General features: G+C 59.1%; 22 protein-coding genes. 12 read left to right on the top strand and 10 right to left on the bottom strand.

Annotation, left to right across the window (positions count from 1 at the left end; genetic code table 11):
* Positions 1 to 59 precede the first annotated feature (59 nt).
* From O3C79_RS02985 to O3C79_RS02975, 3 genes are all read left to right on the top strand, one after another.
* On the top strand, positions 60 to 1,151 hold the full coding sequence (locus tag O3C79_RS02985; protein ID WP_494384738.1) for a Glu/Leu/Phe/Val family dehydrogenase: 1,092 nt from the start codon (positions 60 to 62) through the stop codon (positions 1,149 to 1,151).
* Positions 1,152 to 1,394: 243 nt separating this feature from the next.
* A complete protein-coding gene (locus O3C79_RS02980) occupies positions 1,395 to 2,801 on the top strand; it encodes a sodium-dependent transporter (RefSeq protein ID WP_494384737.1) in 1,407 nt (468 codons plus the stop codon).
* Between the two features lie 98 nt (positions 2,802 to 2,899).
* The gene (locus O3C79_RS02975) at positions 2,900 to 3,649 is read left to right on the top strand and encodes an SIR2 family NAD-dependent protein deacylase (RefSeq protein ID WP_494384736.1); all 750 of its coding nucleotides are present in this window, start codon (positions 2,900 to 2,902) and stop codon (positions 3,647 to 3,649) included.
* A 22-nt stretch (positions 3,650 to 3,671) separates the two neighbouring features.
* Here O3C79_RS02975 and O3C79_RS02970 read toward each other — a convergent pair whose 3' ends face one another.
* The 10 genes from O3C79_RS02970 to metE form a co-directional block, all read right to left on the bottom strand.
* Positions 3,672 to 5,270 carry an indolepyruvate oxidoreductase subunit beta family protein gene (locus O3C79_RS02970; RefSeq protein ID WP_494384735.1) on the bottom strand — a complete coding sequence of 533 codons (1,599 nt, stop codon included), beginning with the start codon at positions 5,268 to 5,270 and terminating at the stop codon, positions 3,672 to 3,674.
* Positions 5,267 to 7,432 carry a thiamine pyrophosphate-dependent enzyme gene (locus O3C79_RS02965; RefSeq protein WP_494384734.1) on the bottom strand — a complete coding sequence of 722 codons (2,166 nt, stop codon included), beginning with the start codon at positions 7,430 to 7,432 and terminating at the stop codon, positions 5,267 to 5,269. Before O3C79_RS02965 ends, O3C79_RS02970 begins: the two co-directional genes overlap by 4 nt.
* The gene (locus O3C79_RS02960) at positions 7,425 to 8,576 is read right to left on the bottom strand and encodes an alpha-hydroxy acid oxidase (protein WP_010324898.1); all 1,152 of its coding nucleotides are present in this window, start codon (positions 8,574 to 8,576) and stop codon (positions 7,425 to 7,427) included. Before O3C79_RS02960 ends, O3C79_RS02965 begins: the two co-directional genes overlap by 8 nt.
* A gap of 96 nt (positions 8,577 to 8,672) precedes the next feature.
* Positions 8,673 to 9,638 carry a TRAP transporter substrate-binding protein DctP gene (gene dctP, locus O3C79_RS02955; protein WP_029511280.1) on the bottom strand — a complete coding sequence of 322 codons (966 nt, stop codon included), beginning with the start codon at positions 9,636 to 9,638 and terminating at the stop codon, positions 8,673 to 8,675.
* A gap of 79 nt (positions 9,639 to 9,717) precedes the next feature.
* The gene (locus tag O3C79_RS02950; protein WP_494384733.1) at positions 9,718 to 11,043 is read right to left on the bottom strand and encodes a TRAP transporter large permease; all 1,326 of its coding nucleotides are present in this window, start codon (positions 11,041 to 11,043) and stop codon (positions 9,718 to 9,720) included.
* On the bottom strand, positions 11,043 to 11,570 hold the full coding sequence (locus tag O3C79_RS02945; RefSeq protein ID WP_010324901.1) for a TRAP transporter small permease: 528 nt from the start codon (positions 11,568 to 11,570) through the stop codon (positions 11,043 to 11,045). Before O3C79_RS02945 ends, O3C79_RS02950 begins: the two co-directional genes overlap by 1 nt.
* 51 nt (positions 11,571 to 11,621) lie before the next feature.
* A complete protein-coding gene (locus tag O3C79_RS02940) occupies positions 11,622 to 12,050 on the bottom strand; it encodes an acyl-CoA thioesterase (RefSeq protein WP_010324902.1) in 429 nt (142 codons plus the stop codon).
* A 16-nt stretch (positions 12,051 to 12,066) separates the two neighbouring features.
* A complete protein-coding gene (locus O3C79_RS02935) occupies positions 12,067 to 12,510 on the bottom strand; it encodes a MarR family winged helix-turn-helix transcriptional regulator (RefSeq protein ID WP_494384732.1) in 444 nt (147 codons plus the stop codon).
* A gap of 212 nt (positions 12,511 to 12,722) precedes the next feature.
* Positions 12,723 to 13,526, bottom strand: coding sequence for a DODA-type extradiol aromatic ring-opening family dioxygenase (locus O3C79_RS02930; RefSeq protein ID WP_010324904.1), 804 nt, complete (start codon positions 13,524 to 13,526; stop codon positions 12,723 to 12,725).
* Between the two features lie 213 nt (positions 13,527 to 13,739).
* Positions 13,740 to 16,049: a 5-methyltetrahydropteroyltriglutamate--homocysteine S-methyltransferase gene (metE, locus tag O3C79_RS02925; protein ID WP_494384731.1), complete on the bottom strand. Its 2,310-nt coding sequence runs from the start codon at positions 16,047 to 16,049 to the stop codon at positions 13,740 to 13,742.
* Positions 16,050 to 16,151: 102 nt separating this feature from the next.
* On the opposite strand from metE, the gene O3C79_RS02920 reads away from it, so the two are divergent.
* The 9 genes from O3C79_RS02920 (at position 16,152) to O3C79_RS02880 (ending at position 24,604) form a co-directional block, all read left to right on the top strand.
* Entirely contained in the window at positions 16,152 to 17,048 is an 897-nt protein-coding gene (locus O3C79_RS02920) for a LysR family transcriptional regulator (protein ID WP_494384730.1), read from the top strand.
* Positions 17,049 to 17,173: 125 nt separating this feature from the next.
* The gene (locus O3C79_RS02915) at positions 17,174 to 18,040 is read left to right on the top strand and encodes an NAD-dependent protein deacetylase (RefSeq protein ID WP_494384729.1); all 867 of its coding nucleotides are present in this window, start codon (positions 17,174 to 17,176) and stop codon (positions 18,038 to 18,040) included.
* Positions 18,041 to 18,166: 126 nt separating this feature from the next.
* On the top strand, positions 18,167 to 19,465 hold the full coding sequence (ugpB, locus tag O3C79_RS02910) for a sn-glycerol-3-phosphate ABC transporter substrate-binding protein UgpB (RefSeq protein WP_494384728.1): 1,299 nt from the start codon (positions 18,167 to 18,169) through the stop codon (positions 19,463 to 19,465).
* A gap of 56 nt (positions 19,466 to 19,521) precedes the next feature.
* Entirely contained in the window at positions 19,522 to 20,403 is an 882-nt protein-coding gene (gene ugpA / locus O3C79_RS02905; RefSeq protein ID WP_076463042.1) for a sn-glycerol-3-phosphate ABC transporter permease UgpA, read from the top strand.
* Positions 20,403 to 21,254, top strand: coding sequence for a sn-glycerol-3-phosphate ABC transporter permease UgpE (gene ugpE / locus O3C79_RS02900; protein ID WP_494384727.1), 852 nt, complete (start codon positions 20,403 to 20,405; stop codon positions 21,252 to 21,254). The genes ugpA and ugpE overlap by 1 nt, the downstream gene beginning before the upstream one ends.
* 2 nt (positions 21,255 to 21,256) lie before the next feature.
* Complete coding sequence (gene ugpC, locus O3C79_RS02895; protein ID WP_494384726.1) at positions 21,257 to 22,321, top strand: sn-glycerol-3-phosphate ABC transporter ATP-binding protein UgpC; 1,065 nt, start codon at positions 21,257 to 21,259, stop codon at positions 22,319 to 22,321.
* Entirely contained in the window at positions 22,322 to 23,068 is a 747-nt protein-coding gene (locus tag O3C79_RS02890) for a glycerophosphodiester phosphodiesterase family protein (RefSeq protein ID WP_494384725.1), read from the top strand.
* Positions 23,055 to 23,825 (top strand): DeoR/GlpR family DNA-binding transcription regulator, encoded by a 771-nt coding sequence (locus tag O3C79_RS02885; RefSeq protein WP_494384724.1) that lies wholly within the window; start codon positions 23,055 to 23,057, stop codon positions 23,823 to 23,825. Before O3C79_RS02890 ends, O3C79_RS02885 begins: the two co-directional genes overlap by 14 nt.
* The gene (locus O3C79_RS02880; RefSeq protein WP_494384723.1) at positions 23,825 to 24,604 is read left to right on the top strand and encodes an HAD-IIB family hydrolase; all 780 of its coding nucleotides are present in this window, start codon (positions 23,825 to 23,827) and stop codon (positions 24,602 to 24,604) included. Before O3C79_RS02885 ends, O3C79_RS02880 begins: the two co-directional genes overlap by 1 nt.

Raw genomic sequence — 24,604 nt, 5'->3', positions numbered from 1 at the left:
TTAAGCCCGGCGGTGTGCCTGCGTGGCACACCCCGGCACCGATTCAGAAGGCAACAAAGATGAACGTATTTTCACATCCCGAATTCGACAACCACGAACAGGTCTGCTTCCTCACCGATCCCAAGACCGGTCTCAAGGCGATTGTCGCCGTGCACAACAGCTCCCGCGGCCCGGCACTGGGCGGCTGCCGCATGTATCCCTACGCCAGCGATGAAGAAGCCTTGCGTGATGTGCTGCGCCTCTCCAAAGGCATGACCTACAAATCGGCACTGGCCAACCTGGACCTCGGCGGTGGCAAATCGGTAATCATCGGCGATCCGCGCCAGCACAAGACGGAAGAGTTGATGGAAGCCATGGGCCGCTGTCTGGAGCAGCTGGGCGGACGCTATATCGCCGCTGAAGATTCCGGCACCAGCGTACCGGACCTGAAAGTCATGGGCCGCTGCACAACCCAGGTGGCAGGCGTCGATGCCCACATCGGTTTTGACGGCAAGCCCAGCGACGGCGACCCTTCACCGGCCACCGCCTACGGCACCTTTGTCGGCCTCAAAGCCGCGGTACAGCACAAGCTCGGCCGCACAGACCTGACCGGGCTGAAAGTCGCCGTGCAGGGTATCGGCAACGTGGGTTACCGCCTGGCGCGTCATCTGCACGAGGCCGGTGCCCAGCTCTGGGTGTACGATATCCATCAGGACCAGATGGACCGTGCCGTCGAAGAGTTCGGCGCCACTCCGGTCAGCGCCGAGGAGATCCTCACCCTGCCGGTGGATGTAGTCGCACCCTGTGCTCTCGGTGCCGTACTGAACGACACCAGCATCCCTCAGTTGCAGGCCAAAGTGGTCGCCGGCGCTGCCAACAACCAACTGGAACGCCCCGACCATGACGCTCTGCTGATGCAGCACGGCATCCTCTACGCCCCCGACTTTGTCATCAACGCTGGCGGCATCATCGATGTCTTTCATGGCCGCACTGGCTACGAGCCCGACAAGGTGCGCGCCCACGTCGAGACCATCGGCGACACCCTGAGTGAAATCTTCACCCGTTCCGACCGCGATGGCCGCCCTACCGGCATCATCGCCAACGAACTGGCCGAAGAACGCTTCGATTTTGTTCCATCGCAGCAGGGTGGTTCTCTGGCCAAGGCTGGCTAATTAGCAACCTGATTCAGGGGACTGAAAATCGTAATCGAGGCAGCCGAGACAAGGCAAAAAACGGCGAAAAAGCGGAGTTTAGTAAACTAAATGAGCATTTTGAGCCGTTTTTTAACGATGTATTCGGCAACGCAGATAGATTTTCAGTTCCCTGGAAAACACTTGAGCTGATTCAGGCCTGTCTAGCAGGTCCTGGACAGCTTCTGTCCCCCGAAAACAAGAAAACCCAAGCAGGAGACAGTTATGTCCTACTCTTCATCCGCCACTGCAACTGGCGCTCAGGAAGGCGCACAAAGCAAACGCGGCTTCTGGTCCTCACGACTGGCCTTTATTCTGGCCGCCACCGGCTCCGCCGTGGGGCTGGGCAACATCTGGAAATTCCCCTATATCACAGGTGAAAACGGTGGCGGGGCCTTCGTACTGGTCTACCTGATCTGTATCGCCGTCGTGGGCATACCGATCATGATGGCGGAAGTGCTGATCGGCCGTCGCGGCGGCCACAGCCCGGTCAACAGCCTGCGTCAGATTACGCAGCGGGACAAACTGAACCCGGCATGGAAATGGGTCGGCGCCATCGGTGTACTGGCCGGCTTTTTGATTCTATCTTTCTATTCAGTGATCGGCGGCTGGGCCCTGTCCTACGTCGGCACCTCGGCCGCTGGCCAGTTCAGCGGTCAGACCGCAGATGCGGTGGGCAGCATTTTCTCCGGTCTGCTCAGCGATCCGATGACGCTGCTCAGCTGGCATACCCTGTTCATGGCACTGGTGATGGTCGTGGTGGCCCGCGGCGTCAGCTCAGGCCTCGAACGCGCTACCAGCATCCTGATGCCGGGCCTGTTCGTACTCCTGCTGATCATGGTGGGCTACGCCATGACCTCCGGCTACTTCGGTGAGGCGGTCAGCTTCCTGTTCCAGCCGGACTTCTCCAAACTCACCACCTCCGGTGTACTGGTTGCCCTGGGCCACGCCTTCTTCACCCTGAGCCTGGGTATGGCGGTGATGATGGCCTATGGCTCCTACCTGCCGAAAAACGTGTCCATCGCCAAAGCGTCCGTCACCGTGTCTGTGATGGATACCGGTGTTGCCCTGCTGGCAGGCCTCGCCATCTTCCCGATCGTCTTTGCCAACGGCATGGAGCCGGGTGCCGGTCCGGGCCTGATTTTCCAGACACTGCCGCTGGCCTTTGGTCAGATGCCGATGGGCACCCTGTTCGGTACCCTGTTCTTCGTGTTGCTGGTATTTGCTGCCTGGACCTCCGGTATCTCCCTGCTGGAGCCGCTGGTGGAGTGGCTGGAAGAACAGAAAGGCATGAACCGTACGGTCAGTACGCTGATCGCCGGCCTGGTGTGCTGGGTGCTGGGCATCGCGTCCATCCTGTCGCTGAACCTCTGGTCGGATGTCGCACCGCTGGGCATGTTCGCCATGTTCGAAGGCAAAACCATTTTCGACCTGCTGGATTACCTGACCGCCAACATCCTGCTGCCGCTGGGCGGCCTGCTGGTGGCTGTACTGGTCGGCTGGTTCATGTCGAAGCAGGCGCTGCAGAACGAACTGTCCCTGTCCGAAGGCGGTTTCAACCTCTGGTACAACACCCTCAAGTTCATCACCCCGGTCGCGGTACTGGTGGTATTCCTCTATAACCTGAGCTGATCAGGCGCGGGTGGGCATCGGCAACAGACTGTCGCAGGTGCCCTTCTCCCGGTTTGGGCTGGTAAACTGACCCCAGCAATGACCGAGAGGCTCGCACGATGACACACCCTGACAATCGACGTCTGATCATATTCACCGGTGCCGGCATCTCCGCCGAGTCCGGCGTTCCCACCTTCCGTACCGGCCCCGACGGTCTCTGGCACAATCACCGTATCGAGGATGTCTGCAATATCGACACCTTCGAGCAGAACTACGACCTGGTTCATGAGTTCTACAACGCCCGCCGCACCGCGCTGCAAGGTGTTAACCCCAACCCGGCCCACCAGGCCATCGCCGACCTGCAGCAACAACATGGCAAGCGTGTCCGGCTAATGACCACCAACGTGGACGATCTGCACGAACGTGCCGGCAGCCCTGCCGTCGAGCATATCCACGGCAACCTGCTGGAACTGGTGAATCTGGCCGAAGGTGAGATCCAGCCGATCGGTTACGAAGCCTTCGATCACGCCGCACACCCTCCCCACTTCAAACCCAATGTGGTGTTTTTCGGTGAAGTGGCGCCGGTTTACCGTGACCTGTTCGAGTTGATGAATTCACTGACACGCCATGATCTGGTACTGGTAGTGGGCAGCAGCGAATCCGTGGTGCAGTTCTGCCTGCAGGCCTATCAGGGCAGTGGTGGTGAAGCGATCATTCTCTATGTAGACCCCACCGACACCTGTCCCTACGACCGCATGCTCGGTGCCGGATTCAAACCCTACACCGAGCATTTCCGCATGGGCGCAGTAGAAGCCCTGAGCCAGGGCTCCGATGTATGGGCATGGGTGGAGGAGTGGCTGCAGGGCTGAATGCCTGCAGCCATAAACGGGATTAACCGGCCGCCTGAGGCTCCATCACCTGCACCACCTGCGCTTGCACATTTGGATGCCCCAGCTCATGCGCCAGCGCGTCCATTCCCGCTTCACGCAGCGCAGCGGCCAGCTCGGTACCGGCTTCACTTTGCAGCGCCGCCTGATGCAGACCCAGCAGTATCGCAGCGGAGTCTGTCTGCCCCTGCAGATGTTTGGCCGCCTGGCACAGAATAGAGAAGTTGCGCAGCCCTCGCGCATGAGTTTTGCCATAGCCCTTGATCAGCTCCGGCAATTGGGCAGACTCAAGTGCCAGGGACGCGTCCGTACGCAACAGCTCGGTCAGCAGCGCCAGCCATTGCTCAATGCGTTCCTGTTCCAGCGCATAACGGAGCGTGCGATGACGCCAGCGGCGCATGCGCGCGACCAGATACAGCGGCAGAAAGCCGCGCAGGCTTTGCGTTGAAACCGTTTTGGGACCGGCAAACAACCGATTCAGCAACGACGACGCCCAGCCCGTTTTCAGCACCCAGCGCCCCAGTCCGGCCGGCAGGGTCTCGGCCACTTCCTCGATACGAGGATGCAGGTATTCGTGGAAATAGGATACCTGCTTCGCATCGATCCCCACTTCCTGATACAACCCATCGAAGCGGCGTGATCGAGTCTTGATCTCGGCGACTCGGATGGTGTCTTCATAAGCCATCCAGACGGCCAAACGGGCGGCCACTCGCTGGCTCAGTGCACACTCGCCAGCAGACTGACTGGCCTGCTCCAGAGCCAAAATCTGCTGCATGCGGTGCACATACAGCTTGGCATAGGCCACTCCTGAGTGATCCAGCAGACGACGCACACCTTCCGTCAAAGGGGCCAGCAGCTCGGCCGGGAACGCTTGCTCCAGCCCGGCCAATAGTTGCTTGATACCCGCATCCTGACCCTGGTAGATCCATTGATACACCTGGGGTGCCTGTTGCGGCAGGTCGGTGCAGCCATCTCCTTGCAACGCCTGATCATGACCCGCCGCAAACGCCCGCAAGCTTGCATCGACACCAACCCCGCCGTTGCGGATCGCCTGCTCAAAGGCATCACGCTCAAACGGCAGTACTCGGCTGCCACAGAGCGCACCGAACAGAACGGCACTGACCACACTGCCTGTCTGCGTTGCCAGCGCCGCCATATCAAAGCAGAGATAGCGCTGAGCCATCTCATCGGCTGCCTGGTGAATCACGTCAGGATCGGACAGAGCATAGCCCAGCGCTTCCTTTTCCGACACCGCATAGGCGCGGTGTGAAGAAGCGATCAGGGTTGTCCGGTCCGGTGTCACAAAACCACGTTGAATGGCACGCCCGGCCTCCATCAACTCCGCAGCAATCACCAGGTCCACATCGCCAGTGGCCGGGGAAAGAGACAGTACCGGTGTCTCTGACTGACCGGCGACCGGCTTGAACAGCTCCAGGTAATAGATCGTTGCCCCGGTACGCTGGGCCACACCCGGAACCGAGGTGGTCTGGGCAACCCAGCCTGAATGTTCGGCCATGCCGATAATCCAGTCGGCCAGTACGCCGCCGCCCTGACCACCCATGGCGGTGATGGCGATATTGATCCGCTGTTTGTTGGTACTCATTGGGATACTCCTTGCAGCAGCTCCAGTTCTTGCTGTTTGGCAGCACGACGTTGCAGCCAGCCAATCACGGCCTGAGACAGGCGGCGGCGCTGACGCTCCAGCCAACCGGCATTACGCACGACTTCCACTTTGACGAACGACGGGCACAAAATGTCGGCATGGACGTTTTCGCCACACAGACCACAGCCGACACAGCTGTTATCAATATGGGTGACCGGGTCGCTGCGCCAGGGGTCCGGGTTGGGTTTGACCGTCAGTGAAGGACAGCCCGACAGGCGGATGCAGGCACGGTCGCCGGTACAGGTGTCACCATCGATGGCAAACCGGCTTTCCACTACTCGCTGGCCATCCTGAATCTCCTTGCGCCGTTCACGCTTCTCGCGCCGCTGGCGGTTCAGCATGCACTCCGACTGGGCCACCACGACCTTGGGGCCAACGCCCTTGGTGGTAATGGCTTCCCTTAGCGTCTGTTTCATCGCCTTGACGTCGTAGGTGCGGCTGAGCGTTTTCACCCACTTCACACCCACACCTTCTACCGCACGGGCAATGGAATGCTGGGTCGACCGCTCAGGGTTATCGGCTTTGGAGGAGAGGATGTCCTGTCCGCCCGTCGCCGCGGTATAGGCGTTATCGATGATCAGATTGACGCCGTCACTCTTGTTAAATACCGAGTTGCCGATACCGCTGGTCAGACCGTTATGCCAGAAACCGCCATCGCCCATGATGGCGATCGCCGGTTTGCTGGAGGGCACGTTAAAGGCTGACGCGGACGCACCGCCCAGACCATACCCCATGGTCGTGGCACCGATATTGAACGGCGGCAAAATGGAAAACAGGTGGCAGCCGATATCACAGCTGATGTGGAAATCGCCCTGTTCACGCTGCAACTGTTTGATTGCCGAGAACACCGGTCGCTCCGGGCAACCGGTGCAGAAACCGGCCGGCCGGGCCGGGACCGCCTGGTCCAGCGCCTCGACCGACAGGGGTTTTGAAGGCACCAGCTTTATGCCCAATTCATCCTGAAGCAGATCCGGAGTTTGTTGCTGCAGGAACTTGCGCAGGCCGTCCTTGATCACATCGCAGGTGTACTCACCGTATCGCGGCAGCACCGACTTGCCCTGCAGCGGTGTGGCACAGCCGGCACGGGCAAAGATGCTGTTGATCTCATATTCGATGAATTCGGGTCCGCCCTCCTCGATCAGCAACACGGCGGACTTGTTTTGAGCAAACGCCAGCAACTCGTCATCCACAAGCGGGAAAGCCACGTTAAGCACATACAGCGGAATATCGGAGTTGCCGTAAGCATCAGCCAAACCCAGATGCTCCAGCGCCCGGATTGTGGTGTTGTAGCAGCCGCCCTGTACCACCAACCCGATATCCTTGCGGGGGCCATCGAACACTTCATTGAGACGGTGTTCCTTGATGAACTGAATCGCCGCCGGCAGGCGCTGTTCCAGTTTTTCTTTCTCATGCACAAAGGTCGAGGGCGGCAGCACGATGCGGCTCAGGTCCCGTTTCGGATTTTCCAGCGCATCGCCCAGGGTAAAGGGCGGCTTAACATTATCCTTGGCGGTAAACTGGCCGTGCACGTGGCAAGCGCGGATGCGCATCTGCAGCATCACCGGGGTATTACTGGCCTCGGACAGCTCGAAGCTTTTCTCTACCGCATCGACAATACTGGGCAGGTTGGGCCGAGGGTCCAGCAGCCAGATATGCGATTTCATGGCAAAGGCGTGGGTACGTTCCTGCATGATCGAGGAGCCTTCGCCGTAGTCTTCACCGATCACCACCACCGTGCCGCCAGTCACACCGCCGGAGGCCAGGTTAGCCAGGGCATCCGAGGCCACATTGGTGCCCACAGTGGATTTCCATGTAACGGCACCGCGCAGCGGGTAGTGTACCGACGCCGACAACATGGCTGCCGCTGTCGCCTCACTGGCACTGGTCTCGAAGTGTACGCCCATCTCATCCAGAATTTCATCCTTGGCATCGGCCAGGACATCCATCAGGTGAGAGATGGGCGAGCCCTGATAACCACCCACATAGGCCACCCCGGACTGCAGCAGCGCCTTGGTCACGGCGAGGATGCCCTCCCCCTGGAAGGTTTCACCCTCTCCGGCGTGCAGTTTCTTGACCTCTTTCTTGAATGAACGCTCAGCCATGGTGCGTCTCCCTTGCCGTGGGCACTGCAGACTGCGAGTGCCAGTGTTTCAATGCATTAATGTCTGGGCAGCGGATCATCTGTAAGGCATTCTCCAGCTCCTCTCGTAACATGTTCATACTGTGGTTCGCGCCGGCTTCACCCAGGGCTGCCATGGCGTACATGAAAGTCCGTCCCAGCAGCGCGAAGTCGGCACCCGCCGCCAGCGCGCGGGCCACATCCAGGCCGGACCTGAGCCCGCTATCCACCAGCAGTGGAAACGTCTGTCCAACCGCCTGCCGGATACCCGGCAGTGCTTCCAGCGTCGCTGGACAGGCATCCAGCTGACGACCACCATGGTTGGACACGACGATGCCGTCGACACCGAGGCTCTGGCAGCGCTGTGCATCCTCGGGATGCAGCACGCCCTTGACCACCAGAGTGCCCGACCAGCGACGACGAAAGCCTTCCAGACGCTGCCAGGACACGGCACCCTCCACCTTGGCGGGCAAAAAGTCATTGGAGGCACGTCGATAAGGATGCAGATTACGAAAGCTGGGCATGCCATTGCCGAGTTGCCTTAACGCCCAGCCGGGGTGGCGCATCACATCGGCACATGCGCTCAGACTGGGACGTGGCGGCAGGGACAGACCATTGCGCATGTCACGTTCGCGCCTTCCGCCCACCGGCACATCGACCGTCACCACCAGCACCTGATAGCCCGCCTGCTCAGCACGCTTAAGGATGTCGGATTCAATCGCCGCATCGCTGAACGGGTAGAGCTGAAACCAGGCCTGTTGACCCGCCAGCTCAGCCACTTCTTCCAGCGAAGTAGTTGAGAAGGTGCTGGCTACCAGCGGGCAGCCGTGCTGTTGCGCCGCCTGCGCGAGATGGCTGACCGCCTGTGGACAGATGAGCCCATCCATACCGATGGGCGCGACACCAAAAGGCACCTGGTAGTGCTGACCGAACAGGCGTGTCCCCAAATCAATCACACTACAGTCATTGAAGTAGCGTGGCGTCAGGTCAGCCTGATCAAACCCGTGAGTATTGCGAGCCAATGCCGCCTGACGGCCACTGCCCCCCTCAAGGTAATCGAACACAAAGCCGGGCAGGCGACGACGGGCACGACGTTGCAGATAAGTCGAAGAGGGATATCGACTCATCAATCTATTGTCTGACATGGGATCACCCCACAGATCTGGTCTGTGAAAATTCGGAATCCGGGGCGCGACCCGCCACCAAGGCGGGCCGCGGTTGGATTAGCTGCCGAAGTGCGCTTTCAGCTCGCCGACCTGTTTTGGACTGATCTGCTCCAGCGCTTGCCAACCGGCCTGCTGGGACAGCTGCTGGAAGCGCTTACCCTGTTCCGGGCTCAACTCGATGGCCTGAATGCCGGCTTCAGCCTGCTTCTGTTTCTCCAGCTCGGCATTTTGTGCAGCCTTGGCATTCAGTGACTCCACCCAGGCAACCTGCTTGTTGAGGAATTCACGCTGCTCATCATCCAATTTGGACCAGCTGTCCTGATTCATGAACAGACTGATCTCCACGTTGTAGAAGCCGGGCTCCACGCGATAGGCAGTTTTTTCCTGCCAACCCAGATCGAAGATACCCGTAGCCGGCCAGCCGTAACCATCGACCACACCGCGCTCGAGGGCGGTAAAGACTTCACCGGGGGCAACCTGAAGCGGAGTGGCCTCCAGTGCCTGGAAGAAGGGACGGTACACCGGCACGCTGCGCAGCTTGAGGCCGGAGAAGTTGGTCGAGTCGACCTCCTTGTTGGTGTACACGTGGTACTGGATACCATCAGACAGACGCGCAAGCCAAAGCATGTTGGCCTTGTCGCGGTGCAGCTTATCCATGAGTGCATGGCCACCGTTTTCACGCAGCTCCGCCATCGACTTGTTGGTTAGCGTCATGGCCAGGGTTTCCGGCACCATGTTGGCGTGGAAGACCCCGGTAGTATTGGCGATGTCGACGATACCGGCCCGCACGGCGTTACCGATCTCGAACGGCGGAATCGCCTCGGGGCCACCGATCAGATTAATCTGCACCAGCCCCTTGCCCTCGGCGTTCACCTTCTCGACGAACTGCGCAAAGCGCTGGTTGAAGTAGGTATCCGGGCCAAAGGCCGATACCGCCTTCAGCGTAACCTCGGCAGCCTGAGCCATCATCGGGGAGAGCACCAGGAAGCTACCACAGAGCAATTTCTTAGATTTATTATTCATGCACTTCACCATTGTGTTGGGTATTGGATGTCGTTTTTATCGGCTCTGGGCCGTTCATTGTTACCAGGTCTGAGTCGCGCTATTTCATGAGGCCTGGGAGCCCTGTCGCCAACCAGGGCAGCAACAGGATGCACACCAGCACCAGCGCCTCGATCAACAGGAAAGGTACCGCTGCCGCATAGATCTGTGGCAGGCGAATGGATTTGGGCACCACGCCTTGCATCACCATCAGCAGCAAACCGAAGGGCGGTGTCAGCAGTCCCAGCTCCATTGCGATCAGCATCATTACACCGAGCCATACCGGGTCGATCCCGGCCGCAGCGGCCAACGGCATGAAAAATGGCAGGGTGATCATCATCATGCTGACCTGGTCGATGACACAGCCCATGATCAGGATGATCGCCAGCATGCCCACCGTCAGCCAGAAGGCCGACAGCTCATAATCCGTGATCAGCGACAGCAGGCCCCCGGTCGCGCCGGAGAAGCTCAGCTGCTGGGAAAAACCGGTGGAAGCCACCAGTACGAACAGGATGATGACGGACACCTTGGTGGTCTCCATCAGCGAGACCATCAGGTTTTTCAGCGTCAGCGTGCGGTACGCCAGGGTCGCGATCAGCGAAGCGAGCACGCCGATTGCAGCCGATTCAGTGGGCGAGGCCCAGCCGGCCAGCATGCAACCCACCACGGCCACGAAGATCCCCAGCAGCGGCACTACATCGCGGAAGAAAGGCCACCAGCGCTGCCAGCGGCTGGGCTGACCGATATCCAGCTGTGCGTTTTCATCAGCCTGATCGGCTTCTTCCTTGCGTGAGCGCAGAATGACATAGGCCAGAAAACCTGCGGCCATCAGCAAGCCCGGAATGATGCCGCCCACCAGCAAGCCACTGATCGATACGCCAGCCAGACTGCCCAGCATTACCGCCAGCGCAGACGGGGGAATCAGCATGGCGATGCCGCCAACGGCCATGATTGGCCCCATGGCAAGCGTCGGGTGATAACCGCGTTTGAGCATTTCGGGCAGCATGGCGCTGCCCATCATGGCGGTATTGGCAATGGTCGAGCCGGACAGCGCCGCAAAGGTGGTACCACCGAGAATAGACACCACCGACAGACGGCCCGGCAGACGGGTAATCAACTGTTCAATACTGGATATGGCACGAAACGCCAGACCGGTATGGAACAGCAGCTCCCCCATCATCACAAACAGGGGAATGGGCGTCAGGGAAAAACTGCTGATGGCTCCGACCGAGTTGCGGACCAGCTGCGCCAGCCCCGCCTCACCGCCCATAAACAGCCAGGCACCGAGCAGGTTAACGCCGAGGAACGCGAAAGCGACTGGCAGCCCGACCAGCATCAGGGTAAACAGCGTTCCCAGCATGATCATCAATGCGTGATACCACTCCATCAGAGCTCCTCCTCGGCGGGTGTAGCAGAAGACCGCGGCATCAGACGACGCGCAAACTCCAGCGTCATCAGGCCAAAGCCCAGAATCATCGGCACATTCAGCCACCACTCGGGGAACACCAGCACCTTGAACACCAGACTGCCCTGCTGTGCCTTGTCCTGTGCCACATCGATGGCAAACCAGGTCAGTAGCACACAGATCAACAGCCCCATGGCACTGATCAGGCGATCCGCCCAAACGCGCCAGCCCGGCGCCAGTGCCCTCAGAAGCAGGTCAATACGAATATGTCCTTCCTGATACAGCAGCCAGGGTGCGGCCAGCATGGTGGCCGTCATCAGCAGGTATTCACAGACCTCGACGGTCCAGGGCATGGAGACAGTAGTCAAGTTACGCAGGAAGATATCAGTGCACACCAGCGCCCCCATCAGGGCAAACATCAGCGCCGCAAGCACACCACAGCCGGTCAGCAACCGGTGGTAGTACCCCTTGGCCAGGACTGGCCGGGGCTGTTCCAGGACAGTGTCCATAGTGTGTCTCTCTTATTATTGTTGTGCAGATTGTTGGGTTGGCACCGGCTGCTAGGCCGTCGCAGCCACGGTCTCGTCCAGATATTGCTGTATCTGGTGACGAATCTCGGCCGGGATACTGAGCTTTTCCACCCGCTCGCCGATGCTGGTGAAGCAGAGCACCACCTCGGCTTCAAACACCGGGTTGCCCGCCTGAGCGGACCGGATACCGAGAACGATTGAGCTGTCACCAAGACGGTGACACACCAGTGACAGTTGGAGACGGTCACCCTGACGACAGGGGGACGCGAAGCGGATATTCAGATTGACGGTGGGGACCCCGGCACCGAAACGCTCCTGCATGGTTTTGAACGCAAACCCCATGTGCTCAAACCAGTCCTCAACGGTATCGTTGACGATTTCCAGATAACGGGGGTAGAACACGATCCCGGCCGGATCGCAGTGTCTGAAGCGGATCAATTCTTCGCGTGAATACCGCATAGTGGGCTCCATCAGGCTACTGAAGTTTTCTTTTTATTGTTTTGCTCAACTGCATCAGCTGCAGGTGTAACTGTTCGAGGTCGCCTTCACTGATCTCATCCAACAATGTTGAGATCCACTCCTTGTGGCGTTTTGCCATCTGTGAAAACACGTCTGCACCCGCCTCAGTGAGGTGGATAATCTTGACGCGGCGATCTTCCGGCAGAGCCTGGCGTGCCACCAGACCGTCCCGCTCCAGACGGTCCACCACGCCGGTGATGTTGCCGTTGGACACCTTCATCCACTTGGAAAGGGCTGACATCTTTTCGCTGCCACCGGCGTGGTGCAGCGCTGCCATGAGATCGAATTGAGGCAGAGTCACATTGAACTCGTTCACGAACAGTGTACGAAGTTCATGCTCAATCAATGCCGTGTTCGACAGCATGCGAAACCAGGTTTTGAGTGCCAGTTCGCTATCCATTAGTGGATCCATTCCCTCAGCTGATCATTGGTAATGATTCAAACATTAATATTTCATACTTAAAATATCAAACTATGAAACATATCATCCCGCTGTTGGAATCATGCGTAGAGGCAAGCAGAAGGCGACCTGGCTACAAGGAGAAGGGAAGGGAGCACCCTGCCTGCGAAGGGGAGTCAGGCAGGGGTACTGGCCGGCTGGATTTTACAGCCTTAGCCGAAGCGATAGCCGGACAGCGTTGTTTCCAGCACGCGGTCGGTAAAGTCATTCTGACCCCTGTCTTCACCAGCGGCACCAGCCGTAACCATCAACGGAATCAGGTGCTCTTCGGCACGGGGCGGGTGGCATTGGCGCGCCATGGGGGCCTGTTCCCACTGGCTCAACCCCTGGAAACACTGCTCCGGCTCCGCCTCTACAGTTTGCTTCAGCCAGGCATCGAACTGGTCCGAGATGGGTCCAAAACGGGGATCGCCATAGCCGCGCATGTTGTGGAAGCTCATGCCGCTGCCGACGATCAGCACGCCCTGCTCACGCAGGGATGCCAGGGCACGACCGGCCTGCAGGTGTGCTTCAGGGCCCATATCCTGACGCAGAGACAGCTGCACGACCGGAATTTCAGCCTCGGGGAACATCAGCTTCAGCGGAATAAACATGCCGTGATCGTAACCCCGCTCATCGTCTCTGGCCGCAGCCAGACCTTCATTGCGCAGCAGCTCAACCACCTGTTGTGCCAGTTCAGGATGGCCCGGTGCCGGATAGGTCAGCTCATAGGTATGCTGGGGGAATCCGTAGTAATCAAAAATCAGTTCAGGATTGGCGCCACTGGTGACCCGGAATTCGGTTTCAAGCCAGTGCGCCGACACCATCAGGATCGCCCTGGGCTGCTCCGGCAGGGTATCGCGAATGCTGCGCAGGTATGCAGCCATCTTGTCCCAGGCATCAGCCGGGTTCCAGTCCATGAAGAAGCAGGGGCCGGCACCATGGGGCACATAAACGGTGGGTTGTTTAGCGGTCATATCAGCTACTCCTCTGAGTTCGGATAGCCGCTGTTCGTACCGGAAATTCAGTTCAAATCATGGCGCGGCCTGATGGGGTAATAGTCGTACAGCAACCACTAACCATCAATCGGGCCGTAATTATCGAATTGATCAAAAAAATGGATCATTCACCTGACCACCTCACCTAAGCAGAGGACGGAGCCCGGCTCCGCCCTCTGGGAACCCTCGTGATCAAGCCGCAGCAACCCTGTCGGCGCGCAGCACCCTGGCAGCTTCCACCATGTTCTGCAGTGCTGGTATCACCTCACTCCATTGGCGGGTTTTGAGGCCGCAGTCCGGGTTCACCCAGAGCCGTTCCGCCGGGATACGCTGGGCAGCCAGACGCATCAACTTCACCATCTGCTCCACCGACGGGATATTAGGGCTGTGGATATCATAGACGCCCGGACCGATCTCGTTGGGGTAGTGGAATTCGTCGAACACATCCAGCAGTTCCATATCGGATCGCGAGGTTTCGATGGTGATTACGTCCGCATCCATGTCCGCGATCGCCTCGATGATGTCGTTGAATTCCGAATAGCACATGTGGGTGTGGATCTGGGTCGTATCGGCCACGCCGTTGGCGCTGATACGAAAGGACTCTACCGCCCAATTCAGATATTCGGCCCACTGACTGCGACGCAGCGGCAGGCCTTCACGCAGGGCGGCTTCGTCGATCTGGATAATATTGATACCGGCAGCTTCCAGATCCTGCACTTCTTCACGGATTGCCAGCGCCAACTGCTGACAGCTGAGCGATCGCGGCTGATCGTCCCGCACGAAGGACCAGTTAAGGATGGTCACCGGGCCGGTAAGCATGCCCTTCATGGGCTTGTCAGTCAGTGACTGGGCGTAGTTGATCCACTCTACCGTCATCGCGTTGGGACGGCTGATATCACCGAACAGAATCGGCGGCTTCACACAGCGGGAACCGTAAGACTGCACCCAGCCGAACTGGCTGAAGGCGAAGCCATCCAGCTGTTCACCGAAGTATTCCACCATGTCGTTACGCTCGGCTTCACCGTGCACCAGCACGTCCAGGCCCAATGCGTTCTGCTGCTTCACCGCGAATTCGATCTCCTGCTTCATGCGGATCTCATACTCCCCCGCATCCAGCTCACCCTTTTTGAAGGCCAAACGGTTCTGACGAATCGCTTTCGTCTGCGGGAAGGAACCGATGGTCGTGGTTGGATACAGCGGCAGGTTCAGCTTCTCGCGTTGCAAAACCGCCCGTTGTGGATAAGGACGGTTACGCTCCCCCAAAGACACATCAACGGCACCAACAGCCTTCTGCACGCGCGGGTTGTGCACACGATGAGAGGTACGGCGGCTGTTCAGTGCCGCCAGGTTTTCCGCCAATTCTGCCACGACAGAATCACGGCCATGGTTCAAGGCACTGTGGATAACCCTTAGTTCATCCAACTTCTGCTGGGCAAAAGCCAGCCAGGATTGAATCTCCGCATCCAGCGCTTGTTCGCTGGTCAGGTCTACCGGCACATGCAGCAACGAACAGGAGGGTGCGATCCACAGGCGCTCCCCGAGCTGCTGCGAGACCGGTTCCAGCCAATCCAGCAAGGTGCTCAGGTCGGTTTTCCAGATGTTGCGACCGTTCACCACCCCCAGCGACAGCACTTTATCGGCAGCCAATTGACGGATTACCGGCGCCACTTCGGCACGGGCACTCACGGCATCCAGGTGCAGACCTGCCACCGGCAAGCTACACGCCAGCTCCAGGTTGTCACCAAGTTGACCGAAGTAGGTCGTCAGCAGCAGCTTCACACCACTGTCAGAAAAGGCCGCGTAGGCCGTGCGGAAGGCGTCCTGCCATTCCACTGACAGATCGGTTACCAGTGCCGGCTCATCCACCTGTACCCATTGAACGCCCTGCTCTGCCAGCAGGTTGAGCAGTTCAGCGTAAACCGGTAGCAGCTGTGCCAGCAGACTGAGCGGCCGGGTTTTGTCCTTGGCCTTGCCCAACAACAGATAGGTGATCGGTCCGATCAGCACCGGCTTGGCGTTATGGCCCTGCTCACGGGCTTCAGCAAGCTGTGTCAGCAAGCGAGTCTGGTTCAGATGAAAGCGCGTCTCGGTACTGAATTCCGGCACGATATAGTGGTAATTGGTGTCGAACCACTTGGTCATCTCACCGGCATGAACCGTGTTGTCGTCGGCGTCGTTGGCAGAGCGGCCACGGGCAACGCGGAAATACTGGTCCAGCTCCGAGCCCTCCAGCCCCTGAATACGCGCTGGCAGGTTACCCAGCGTAAAGCTCATATCCAGCACCTGGTCATACAGAGAGAAATCACCCACCGGCACGAAATCCAGACCAGCCTGACGTTGCCAATTCTGCTCACGCAATGTCGCTGCCGTACCAAACAGTTCCGCCTCGGTCGCCTCTGCTTTCCAGAAGGCTTCCTGAGCAAGTTTCAGTTCACGACGGGCTCCAATACGCGGGAAACCAAGGTTATGCAGCAGGGTTTTATATTCTGTGGGACGGCGCATGACTCTCTCCATGATTCAGTTCAAGAGAGATGCTAGCCCTTATGAATGATGAAAAATAATGGCATTATCTCATCAACCAATTAGCTCAAATCATGGATTGATATGCTTGAACGCCACCACCTTATGATCCTGCGCGCCGTTGACCAGCAGGGCTCTCTCACCGCCGCCGCCGACACCCTCTGTCTGACACAATCGGCACTAAGCCACTCGGTGCGCAAGCTGGAACAACAGCTGGGCACGCCGATCTGGCAGAAGGAAGGCCGTAGACTTCGACTGACCCAAGCCGGTGAGTACCTGTTAAAACTGGCGGAACGCCTGCTGCCACAATTTGAACACGCGGAAGATCTGATGCAGCAGTTTGCCAGCGGTCAGCGTGGCACCCTGCGCATCGGCATGGAGTGTCACCCGTGCTATCAGTGGCTGCTGAAAGTAGTCAGCCCCTACCTGAAACTCTGGCCGGGCGTGGATGTGGATGTGCGACAGAAATTCCAGTTTGGCGGCATGGGCGCCTTGTACGGCCATGAGATCGACCTGCTGGTGACACCGGACCCGCTGCATCGCAGCGGCCTGGTGTTCGAGCCGGTGTTCGATTACGAACAGGTGCTGGTGGTCGGCCCCGAGCATGCCCTGTTTGGTCAGACACGAGTGGAGCCCGAGCAACTGGTGCCCGAAACCCTGATCACCTACCCCGTGGAGCCTGACCGGCTGGATATCTTCAACCGCTTTCTGACCCCTGCAGGCTGTAGCCCGCTTCGCCACAAGCAGATTGAAACCACGGATATCATGCTGCAGATGGTCGCCGCCGGACGTGGTGTTGCCGCCCTGCCCCGCTGGCTGGTGGAAGAATATCAGCAACGCCTGCCGCTGCACCCACTGCGACTGGGTGAAACCGGTGTGGATAAGCAGATCTTTCTGGGCCTGCGCAAGGATGACGTGCAGGTGGATTACCTGCACGCCTTTGTGGAACTGGCACGCCAGTACAATCAGCCGCCAGAGTAAAACTTCAAACAGCAGGTCCTGTGGGAGGCCGAAAGCCCAGCCTTCCCCCCATTCTGGCCCCCGTGATTCATTTCCCGCACAATGACGTATCCTAGAAAGATCCTTTTTCCGCTTGAGACCCAACCATGTCCCACCAGGCATTGAGCGATTTCATCCAGCGCCACCCACGCCTCCTGATTCTGACCGGTGCCGGTATCAGCACCGATTCCGGCATTCCCGACTACCGCGATAAAAACGGCGACTGGAAGCGCAAACAGCCCGTGCAGCACCCGGATTTCATGCGCTGCGAACACACCCGCAAACGTTACTGGGGCCGCAGTCTGGTGGGCTGGCCAGTGATGCGCGATGCACGCCCGAACCAGGCCCATGAAGCGCTGGCGGAGCTGGAGACACGGGGCCATGTGGAGTTGCTGGTGACCCAAAATGTGGATGGCCTGCACCAGAGTGCAGGCAGCCAGAAGGTGATCGATCTGCACGGCCGCTCTGATCGGGTGATCTGTATGAGCTGCGACTTCGGCTGCAGCCGGGATGAAGTCCATCACCGCAGTGCCGATCTCAACCCTGCTTTCACCCGCTTTACCGCCGACACCGCCCCCGATGGCGATGCCGACCTGGAAGTGGATTTCAGTGGTTTTCAGATTCCCGACTGCCCCCAATGCGGTGGTATTTTGAAGCCCGATGTGGTGTTTTTTGGCGATAATGTCCCCAAACAGCGCGTTCTGGATGCTCTGGATGCGCTGCAGCGGGCCGACGCCCTGCTGGTGATCGGCTCCTCGCTGATGGTCTATTCCGGCTTCCGTTTTTGCCGCCGCGCCAATGAGTGGAACAAGCCCATTGCGGCCCTTACCCTCGGAAAAACCCGCGCCGATGAACTGCTTAACCTCAAACTGGATGCCCCTATCGCGCCGGTGTTACAAGCCACGCTGAGCCAGTTGGAATCCTTGAATACACCCGCATCCGGTTTCACTTTAAGCCCGCTGTCACCAGAATGACTTTCATTTGAAAGCAGACTGACAATCAAATGAAATATCCCTTTGCTGAAATGCTCCTCGGAATCGGGCGGTGCCGGCAGTTGCTCGCCCTTCACTACGGTTACCAAACAAGTGATGGAGCAAATCATGTTGCGCAAGACATTGGGAACACTGGCACTGTCAGTGATGGCAGCACAGGTACAGGCAGCAACCGAGATTCAGTGGTGGCACGCCATGGGCGGCGAGCTGGGCGAAAAGGTCAACGAGATCGCTGACAAGTTCAACGCCAGCCAGGATGACTATCAGGTCGTCCCCGTGTTCAAGGGTAACTACACCGAGACCATGACAGCGGCGATTTCAGCCTTCCGCGCCAAGGAACAACCGCACATTGTGCAGGTATTCGAAGTCGGCACCGCCACCATGATGGCCGCTGAAGGTGCGGTTTATCCGGTGTATCAGCTGATGGAAGATACCGGCCAGGCATTCGACCCGTCCGACTACCTGTCTACCGTGACCGGCTACTACACCAGCAACGACGGCAAGATGCTGTCCATGCCGTTCAACAGCTCCACCCCGGTGCTCTACTACAACAAGGATGCCCTGGCCAAGGCCGGTGTCGAGCCGCCCAAAACCTGGGAAGAGATGGGCGAAGCCGGTCGTAAACTGCTGGATGCCGGTTACGACTGTGGTTTCACCACCGGCTGGCAGTCCTGGGTACAGCTGGAAAACTTCAGCGCCCGTCACAACGTGCCTTTCGCCACGGAAAACAACGGCTTTGCCGGCCTGGACACCGAGCTGGCGTTCAACAGCCCGCTGCACGTAAAACACGTTCAGCAAATGGCCGACTGGCAGAAGGAAGGTATCTTCAGCTATGGCGGTCGTCGCTCTGACAGCGCGCCCAAGTTCTACAGCGGCGAATGCGCCATGTACATGAACTCCTCCGCCTCTTACGCCGGTGTGAAAAACAACGCCAAGGGCTTCGAGTTCGGCGTAGCGCAGCTGCCCAACTGGGGTGAAGCGATCCAGCAGCCGCAGAACAGCATCATCGGCGGCGCCACCCTCTGGACCCTGCAGGGTCACGACCAGGCTGACTACAAGGGCGTAGCGCGCTTTTACAGCTTCCTGTCGTCTCCTGAAATCCAGGCCGACTGGCACCAGTTCACCGGCTACCTGCCGATCACCCACGCGGCCGCTGACCTGACCCGCAAACAGGGCTTCTACAACCAGAACCCGGGCACCGATGTGGCGATCACTCAAATGACCTCGGTTGAGCCGACTGCCAACTCCAAGGGCCTGCGTCTGGGTAACTTCGTGCAGATTCGCGACATCATCAACGAAGAACTGGAAAACGTCTGGTCCGGCAAGGACAGCGCCGAAGCCGCCCTGAACCGTGCGGTTGAGCGTGGCAACAAGCTGCTGCGCAAGTTCGAGCGTCAGAACGGCTAACACCGTGACAGGCAGGGCCACCCGGCCCTGCCGTTTCTGCACGTTTCGGAGATTCCATGCAAAGCCAACCCGTATTCAACCATCGCTGGCTGCCCTGGCTGCTGTTGCTGCCGCAGTTGGCGATCACACTGGTGTTCTTTCTCTGGCCCGCCGCCCAGGCAGTCTGGCAGTCCTTCCTGATGGAAGACGCCTTTGGCCTGTCCACCGAGTTTGTCTGGTTCGAGAATTTCAGTGTGCTGCTGCAGGATGAGATCTATCACCGCAGCTTCACCACCACCTTTATTTTCAGCATCGGCGTCACTGCCCTGTCCATGGGCGGCGCACTGCTGCTGGCCGTGATGGCCGATCAGGTAATTCGCGGTGCCCGTGTCTACCGCACTCTGCTGGTCTGGCCCTACGCCGTAGCCCCTGCCGTGGCCGGCGTACTCTGGATGTTCATGTTCAACCCCAGCATCGGCATTCTCAGCTACCTGCTGGAGCAGCTGGGTTACGACTGGAACCATTTTCTCAATGGCGACCAGGCCATGCTGCTGGTGATTATCGCCGCCGCCTGGAAGCAGATCAGCTATAACTTCCTGTTTTTCCTCGCCGGTTTGCAGGCGATTCCGCGCTCACTGATTGAGGCTGCGGCACTGGATGGCGCCGGGCCGATGAAACGCTTCTGGACCATTCTGTTCCCGCTGCTTTCGCCCACCAGCTTCTTCCTGCTGGTGATCAACGTGGTATACGCCTTCTTCGATACCTTCGGCATAATTCACGCCGTGACCCAAGGTGGCCCCGGTGGCAGCACCAGCATTCTGGTGTACAAGGTGTTCGATGACGGTTTCAACGGGCTGGATCTGGGTTCATCCGCCGCCCAGTCGGTGATTCTGATGGCGATTGTCGGTGCACTTACCGTGGTGCAGTTCCGCTATATCGAACGCAAGGTGCAGTACTGATGATCGAGAACCGTCCTCTACTGAATCTGATCAGCCATTTGACCCTCTGCCTGGGTGTGCTGGTGGTGGCCTTTCCGATCTGGATCGCCTTTGTTGCCTCCACCCATGCGCCGGAAGCCCTCAACAGCGGCACCGTGCCGCTCTGGCCCGGCGACCGCTTCCTGCTCAACTACGCCATGGCGCTGGGGCTGGAAACCGGGCAGAAAACCCTCAACGTGAACCTGATCAGCATGCTGGGCAACAGCCTGGTCATGGCGCTGGGCATCACTATCGGCAAACTGCTGATCTCCATGCTGGCCGCCTACGCCATCGTGTTTTTCCGCTTCCGCTTTCGCATGCTGTCGTTCTGGCTGATCTTCATCACCCTGATGCTGCCGGTGGAAGTACGCATCATGCCGACGTTTGAAGTGGTAGCAGATCTGGGCATGCTCAACTCCTATTCCGGGTTGATTCTGCCGCTGATTGCCAGTGCCACGGCGACTTTCCTGTTCCGCCAGTTCTTCCTCACGGTGCCGCACGAACTGATCGAAGCGGCGCGCATGGATGGTGCAGGGCCAATCCGTTTCTTCATCGATATCCTGCTGCCACTGTCGCGCGCCAATCTGGCGGCGCTGTTCGTGATCATGTTCATTTATGGCTGGAACCAATATCTCTGGCCGCTGCTGATCACCACCGATGAGCACTACTACACCGTGGTGATGAGCATTCAGCGCATGCTGTCGGTGGGCGATGCCGAAGTCGCCTGGCACCTGGTCATGCCCAGCACCCTGATGGCCATGTTGCCGCCGGTGCTGGTGGTCATTCTGATGCAGCGCCTGTTTATCAAGGGCCTGGTCGAAACCGAGAAATAATGATGTCCAATTTATCCCTGGCCAATATTGGCAAAACCTATCCCAACGGCCATCAGGCCATTCACAACCTCAATCTGGATGTGGAGCCGGGCGAGCTGATCGTACTGGTTGGCCCTTCCGGCTGCGGCAAGTCCAGCCTGCTGCGCATGATCGCAGGGCTGGAAACCGTCACCGACGGTGAGCTGCATATCGGCGAGCAACAGGTGAACCGGCTGGAACCGGCGCAGCGCGATATCGCCATGGTGTTCCAGAACTACGCGCTCTACCCGCATATGAGCGTGTTCGACAACATGGCCTACGGCCTGCGCAACCGGCGCACGCCCAAGGCGCAGATTCGTCAGCAGGTGGAGTCCACCGCGGAAATGCTGCAGCTGGAGCAACTGCTGGAGCGCAAGCCGCGCCAGCTCTCCGGTGGTCAGCGCCAGCGCGTGGCCATGGGCCGTGCCATTGTGCGCCAGCCCAAGGTGTTCCTGTTTGATGAGCCTCTCTCCAACCTGGACGCCAAACTGCGTGGCCAGATGCGCATCGAGATCAAACGCCTACAGCGCCGTCTCAACACCACTACCGTTTATGTCACCCATGACCAGACCGAAGCCATGACCCTGGCCGACCGTCTGGTGGTGATGAACGCCGGCCGTGCGGAACAGATCGGCTCACCACTGGATGTCTACCACCGCCCGCAAACACCCTTTGTCGCCGGCTTTATCGGTTCATCCAGCATGAACTTCATCACTGGCCGCCTGGACCATCATCAACTACAACTGGGTGAGCTCATGATTCCGCTGAAGCAGAAAGTGGACTTCAACGGCGAGGTGATTGTGGGCCTGCGCCCGGAGCATCTGCACCGGGGCACCGATTATCCACACCGCATTGATCTGGATGTGAGCCTGCTGGAACAGCTGGGCGCCGATACGCTGGTGCACGGCCAGGTGCCGGGGCTGGATCAGGAGCTGATCGTGCGCCTCAAGGGAGCAGCCCCCTTTGAGCCCGGCTCGCGCCTGTCACTCGGGTTTCACTGCGACGAACTACACCTGTTCTGTGCCAACAGCCAACAACGGATCAATTAAATGACGACCAGCTACCTGAACCCGGCCCGCGTCACCGGTCATCGCGGCATTCCCAGCCTGGCGCCGGAAAACACCCTGGGCGGTTTTCGCAAGGCTGCCGAGATGGGCGTGCGCTGGATCGAACTGGATGTCACCCTGCTGGCCGATGGCACCCCGGTGGTGAGTCACGATGCCACCACGGGCCGCTGTGGCGACCGCAACGATCTGCTGCAGGCACTGGCTGCCGATGAGGTGGATAACCTGAACATGGCCGCCCAGCATCCGGACTGGCCCAACGAGCCGCTACCGCTGCTGACGGATACGCTGGACCTGCTGTGCCATCTGGAGATGGGCCTGAACCTGGAGATCAAGCATCATGGCTTGCCTGCAGAGCAGGTGGTCGCAGCGGTTATTGAGGCGGTTCGCAGTACGGACTTCCCCATCGAGCAACTACTGATCTCCAGTTTCAGCCGTGACCTGCTGGCTGAATGTCAGGCCCAGGCTCCTGAGATTCGACGCGGTCTGTTGGTGGATGACCTTCCCTGCGACTGGCACACCCAGGCTGAACACCTTAATCTGTTCAGCCTGCACGCCCACTGGCGCCAGCTTAACTACCTGCAGGTGAAAGCGATCAAGGATGCGGGCCTGAAACTCTACTGCTGGACCGCCAACATCCCAGACGAGATCGCCTCGCTCTGGCACTGGGGGCTGGACGGCGTTATCACTGATTATCCGCAACGGTTTAACGAGATCCATGAATCTGAATGAACGTCAGGACCGCATCCTCGCCCTGCTCAATCGTCAGGGTGAGCTTGAGGTCGACAGCCTGTCCGAGCAGTTCTCGGTCAGCAGCCAAACCATCCGCAAGGATCTGAACCAGTTGTGCGAACTGGGTCTGGCCCGCCGCATTCATGGCGGTGTCAGCCTGCCCGCCAGTGCACTCAACCTGTCCTTTGGCAGCCGCGAACAGCTCAATGCCGGGGTGAAACACAGCATGGCACGGGCACTGGCCGCCCGCATTCCCGACGGCTCGACCCTGATGCTGGGCATTGGCACCTCGGTCGCGCATCTGGCCCGAGCGCTGTCGCACCATCAGCGCCTGCGTGTACTCACCAACAACCTGGATGTGGCCGGCATTCTCTGTGAACAACCGGACACCGAAGTATTGGTGATCGGCGGTACACTGCGCCATAACGACCGCGACATGGTGGGCGAAGCCGTTACCCGCAGCCTGGATCAGTACCGGGTCGATTTCGGCATCATCGGTGCCGGAGGCCTGGACCCGGACGCCGGCCTGCTCGACTTTGATCCGCAGGAAGCAGACGTCAGCCGCGCCATCTTGTGCAACGCGCGACAGCGGGTGCTGCTGGCCGACCTGAGCAAATGGAGCCGCAGCCCCATGGTCAAGGTAGCCGGATTCGACAGCCTGGACCTGATGGTATGCGACCGCCTGCCCACGACTGAACTTGGCCAGTCCCTGCAGGACCTGGGCATCGAACTCATCCAGACAGGACAGGCCCACTGATGCCCGCCACACCCGATATTGATCAGATTCGTTACCTGTTTACCGATGTGGACGACACTCTCACGACCGATGGGCGTTTACTGCCGGAAACCCTGGCCGCGCTCTATCAACTGGAGGCTGCGGGCATTCAAGTCGTACCCGTCACCGGCGGCTGTGCCGGCTGGTGCGATCAGATGATCCGTCTCTGGCCGGTGGCCGCGGTGATCGGCGAAAACGGCGCCTTTTACTTCGACAGAGATGAAGCGGGCCGAGTGGAATATCACGGCTGGGACAGTGAACAGACCCGCAGCGAGCGCCAGCAACAGTTACTCGCCTTGGCCACCCAGGCCCTGCAGCAAGTCCCTGAGATGCAGCTGGCCAAGGATCAGCCCTACCGCCTGGCCGATGTAGCACTGGACTATAACCAGGACGTGAGCGGTATCAGCGCCGAACAGCGCGATCAGGTACTGGCACTCTTTCACCAGGCCGGTGCCCAGGCCCGCGCCAGCTCCATCCATATCAACGCCTGGCTGGGCGACTACAGCAAGCAGGCCATGTCCGAGCGACTGCTGAAACAGAAATTCGGTCTTAATGACGCGACTATTCAGCAACAGGTTGCCTATGTCGGCGATTCCGCCAATGACGAACCCATGTTTGCCTACCTGCAGCACACCTTTGGCGTCGCCAATATACGCCCCTGGCTGGCGAGCATGGCCCATCATCCTCGACACATTCTGAGTGCAAACGGCGGACAGGGCTTCAACGAACTGGCGCAGAAACTGTATCCACATCAACACTAA

The sequence above is a fragment of the Marinobacterium sp. NO-S09 genome (assembly GCF_059179545.1).
Note: the sequence above shows the minus strand (reverse complement) of the source record. Positions and strands in the feature narration are given on the sequence as shown.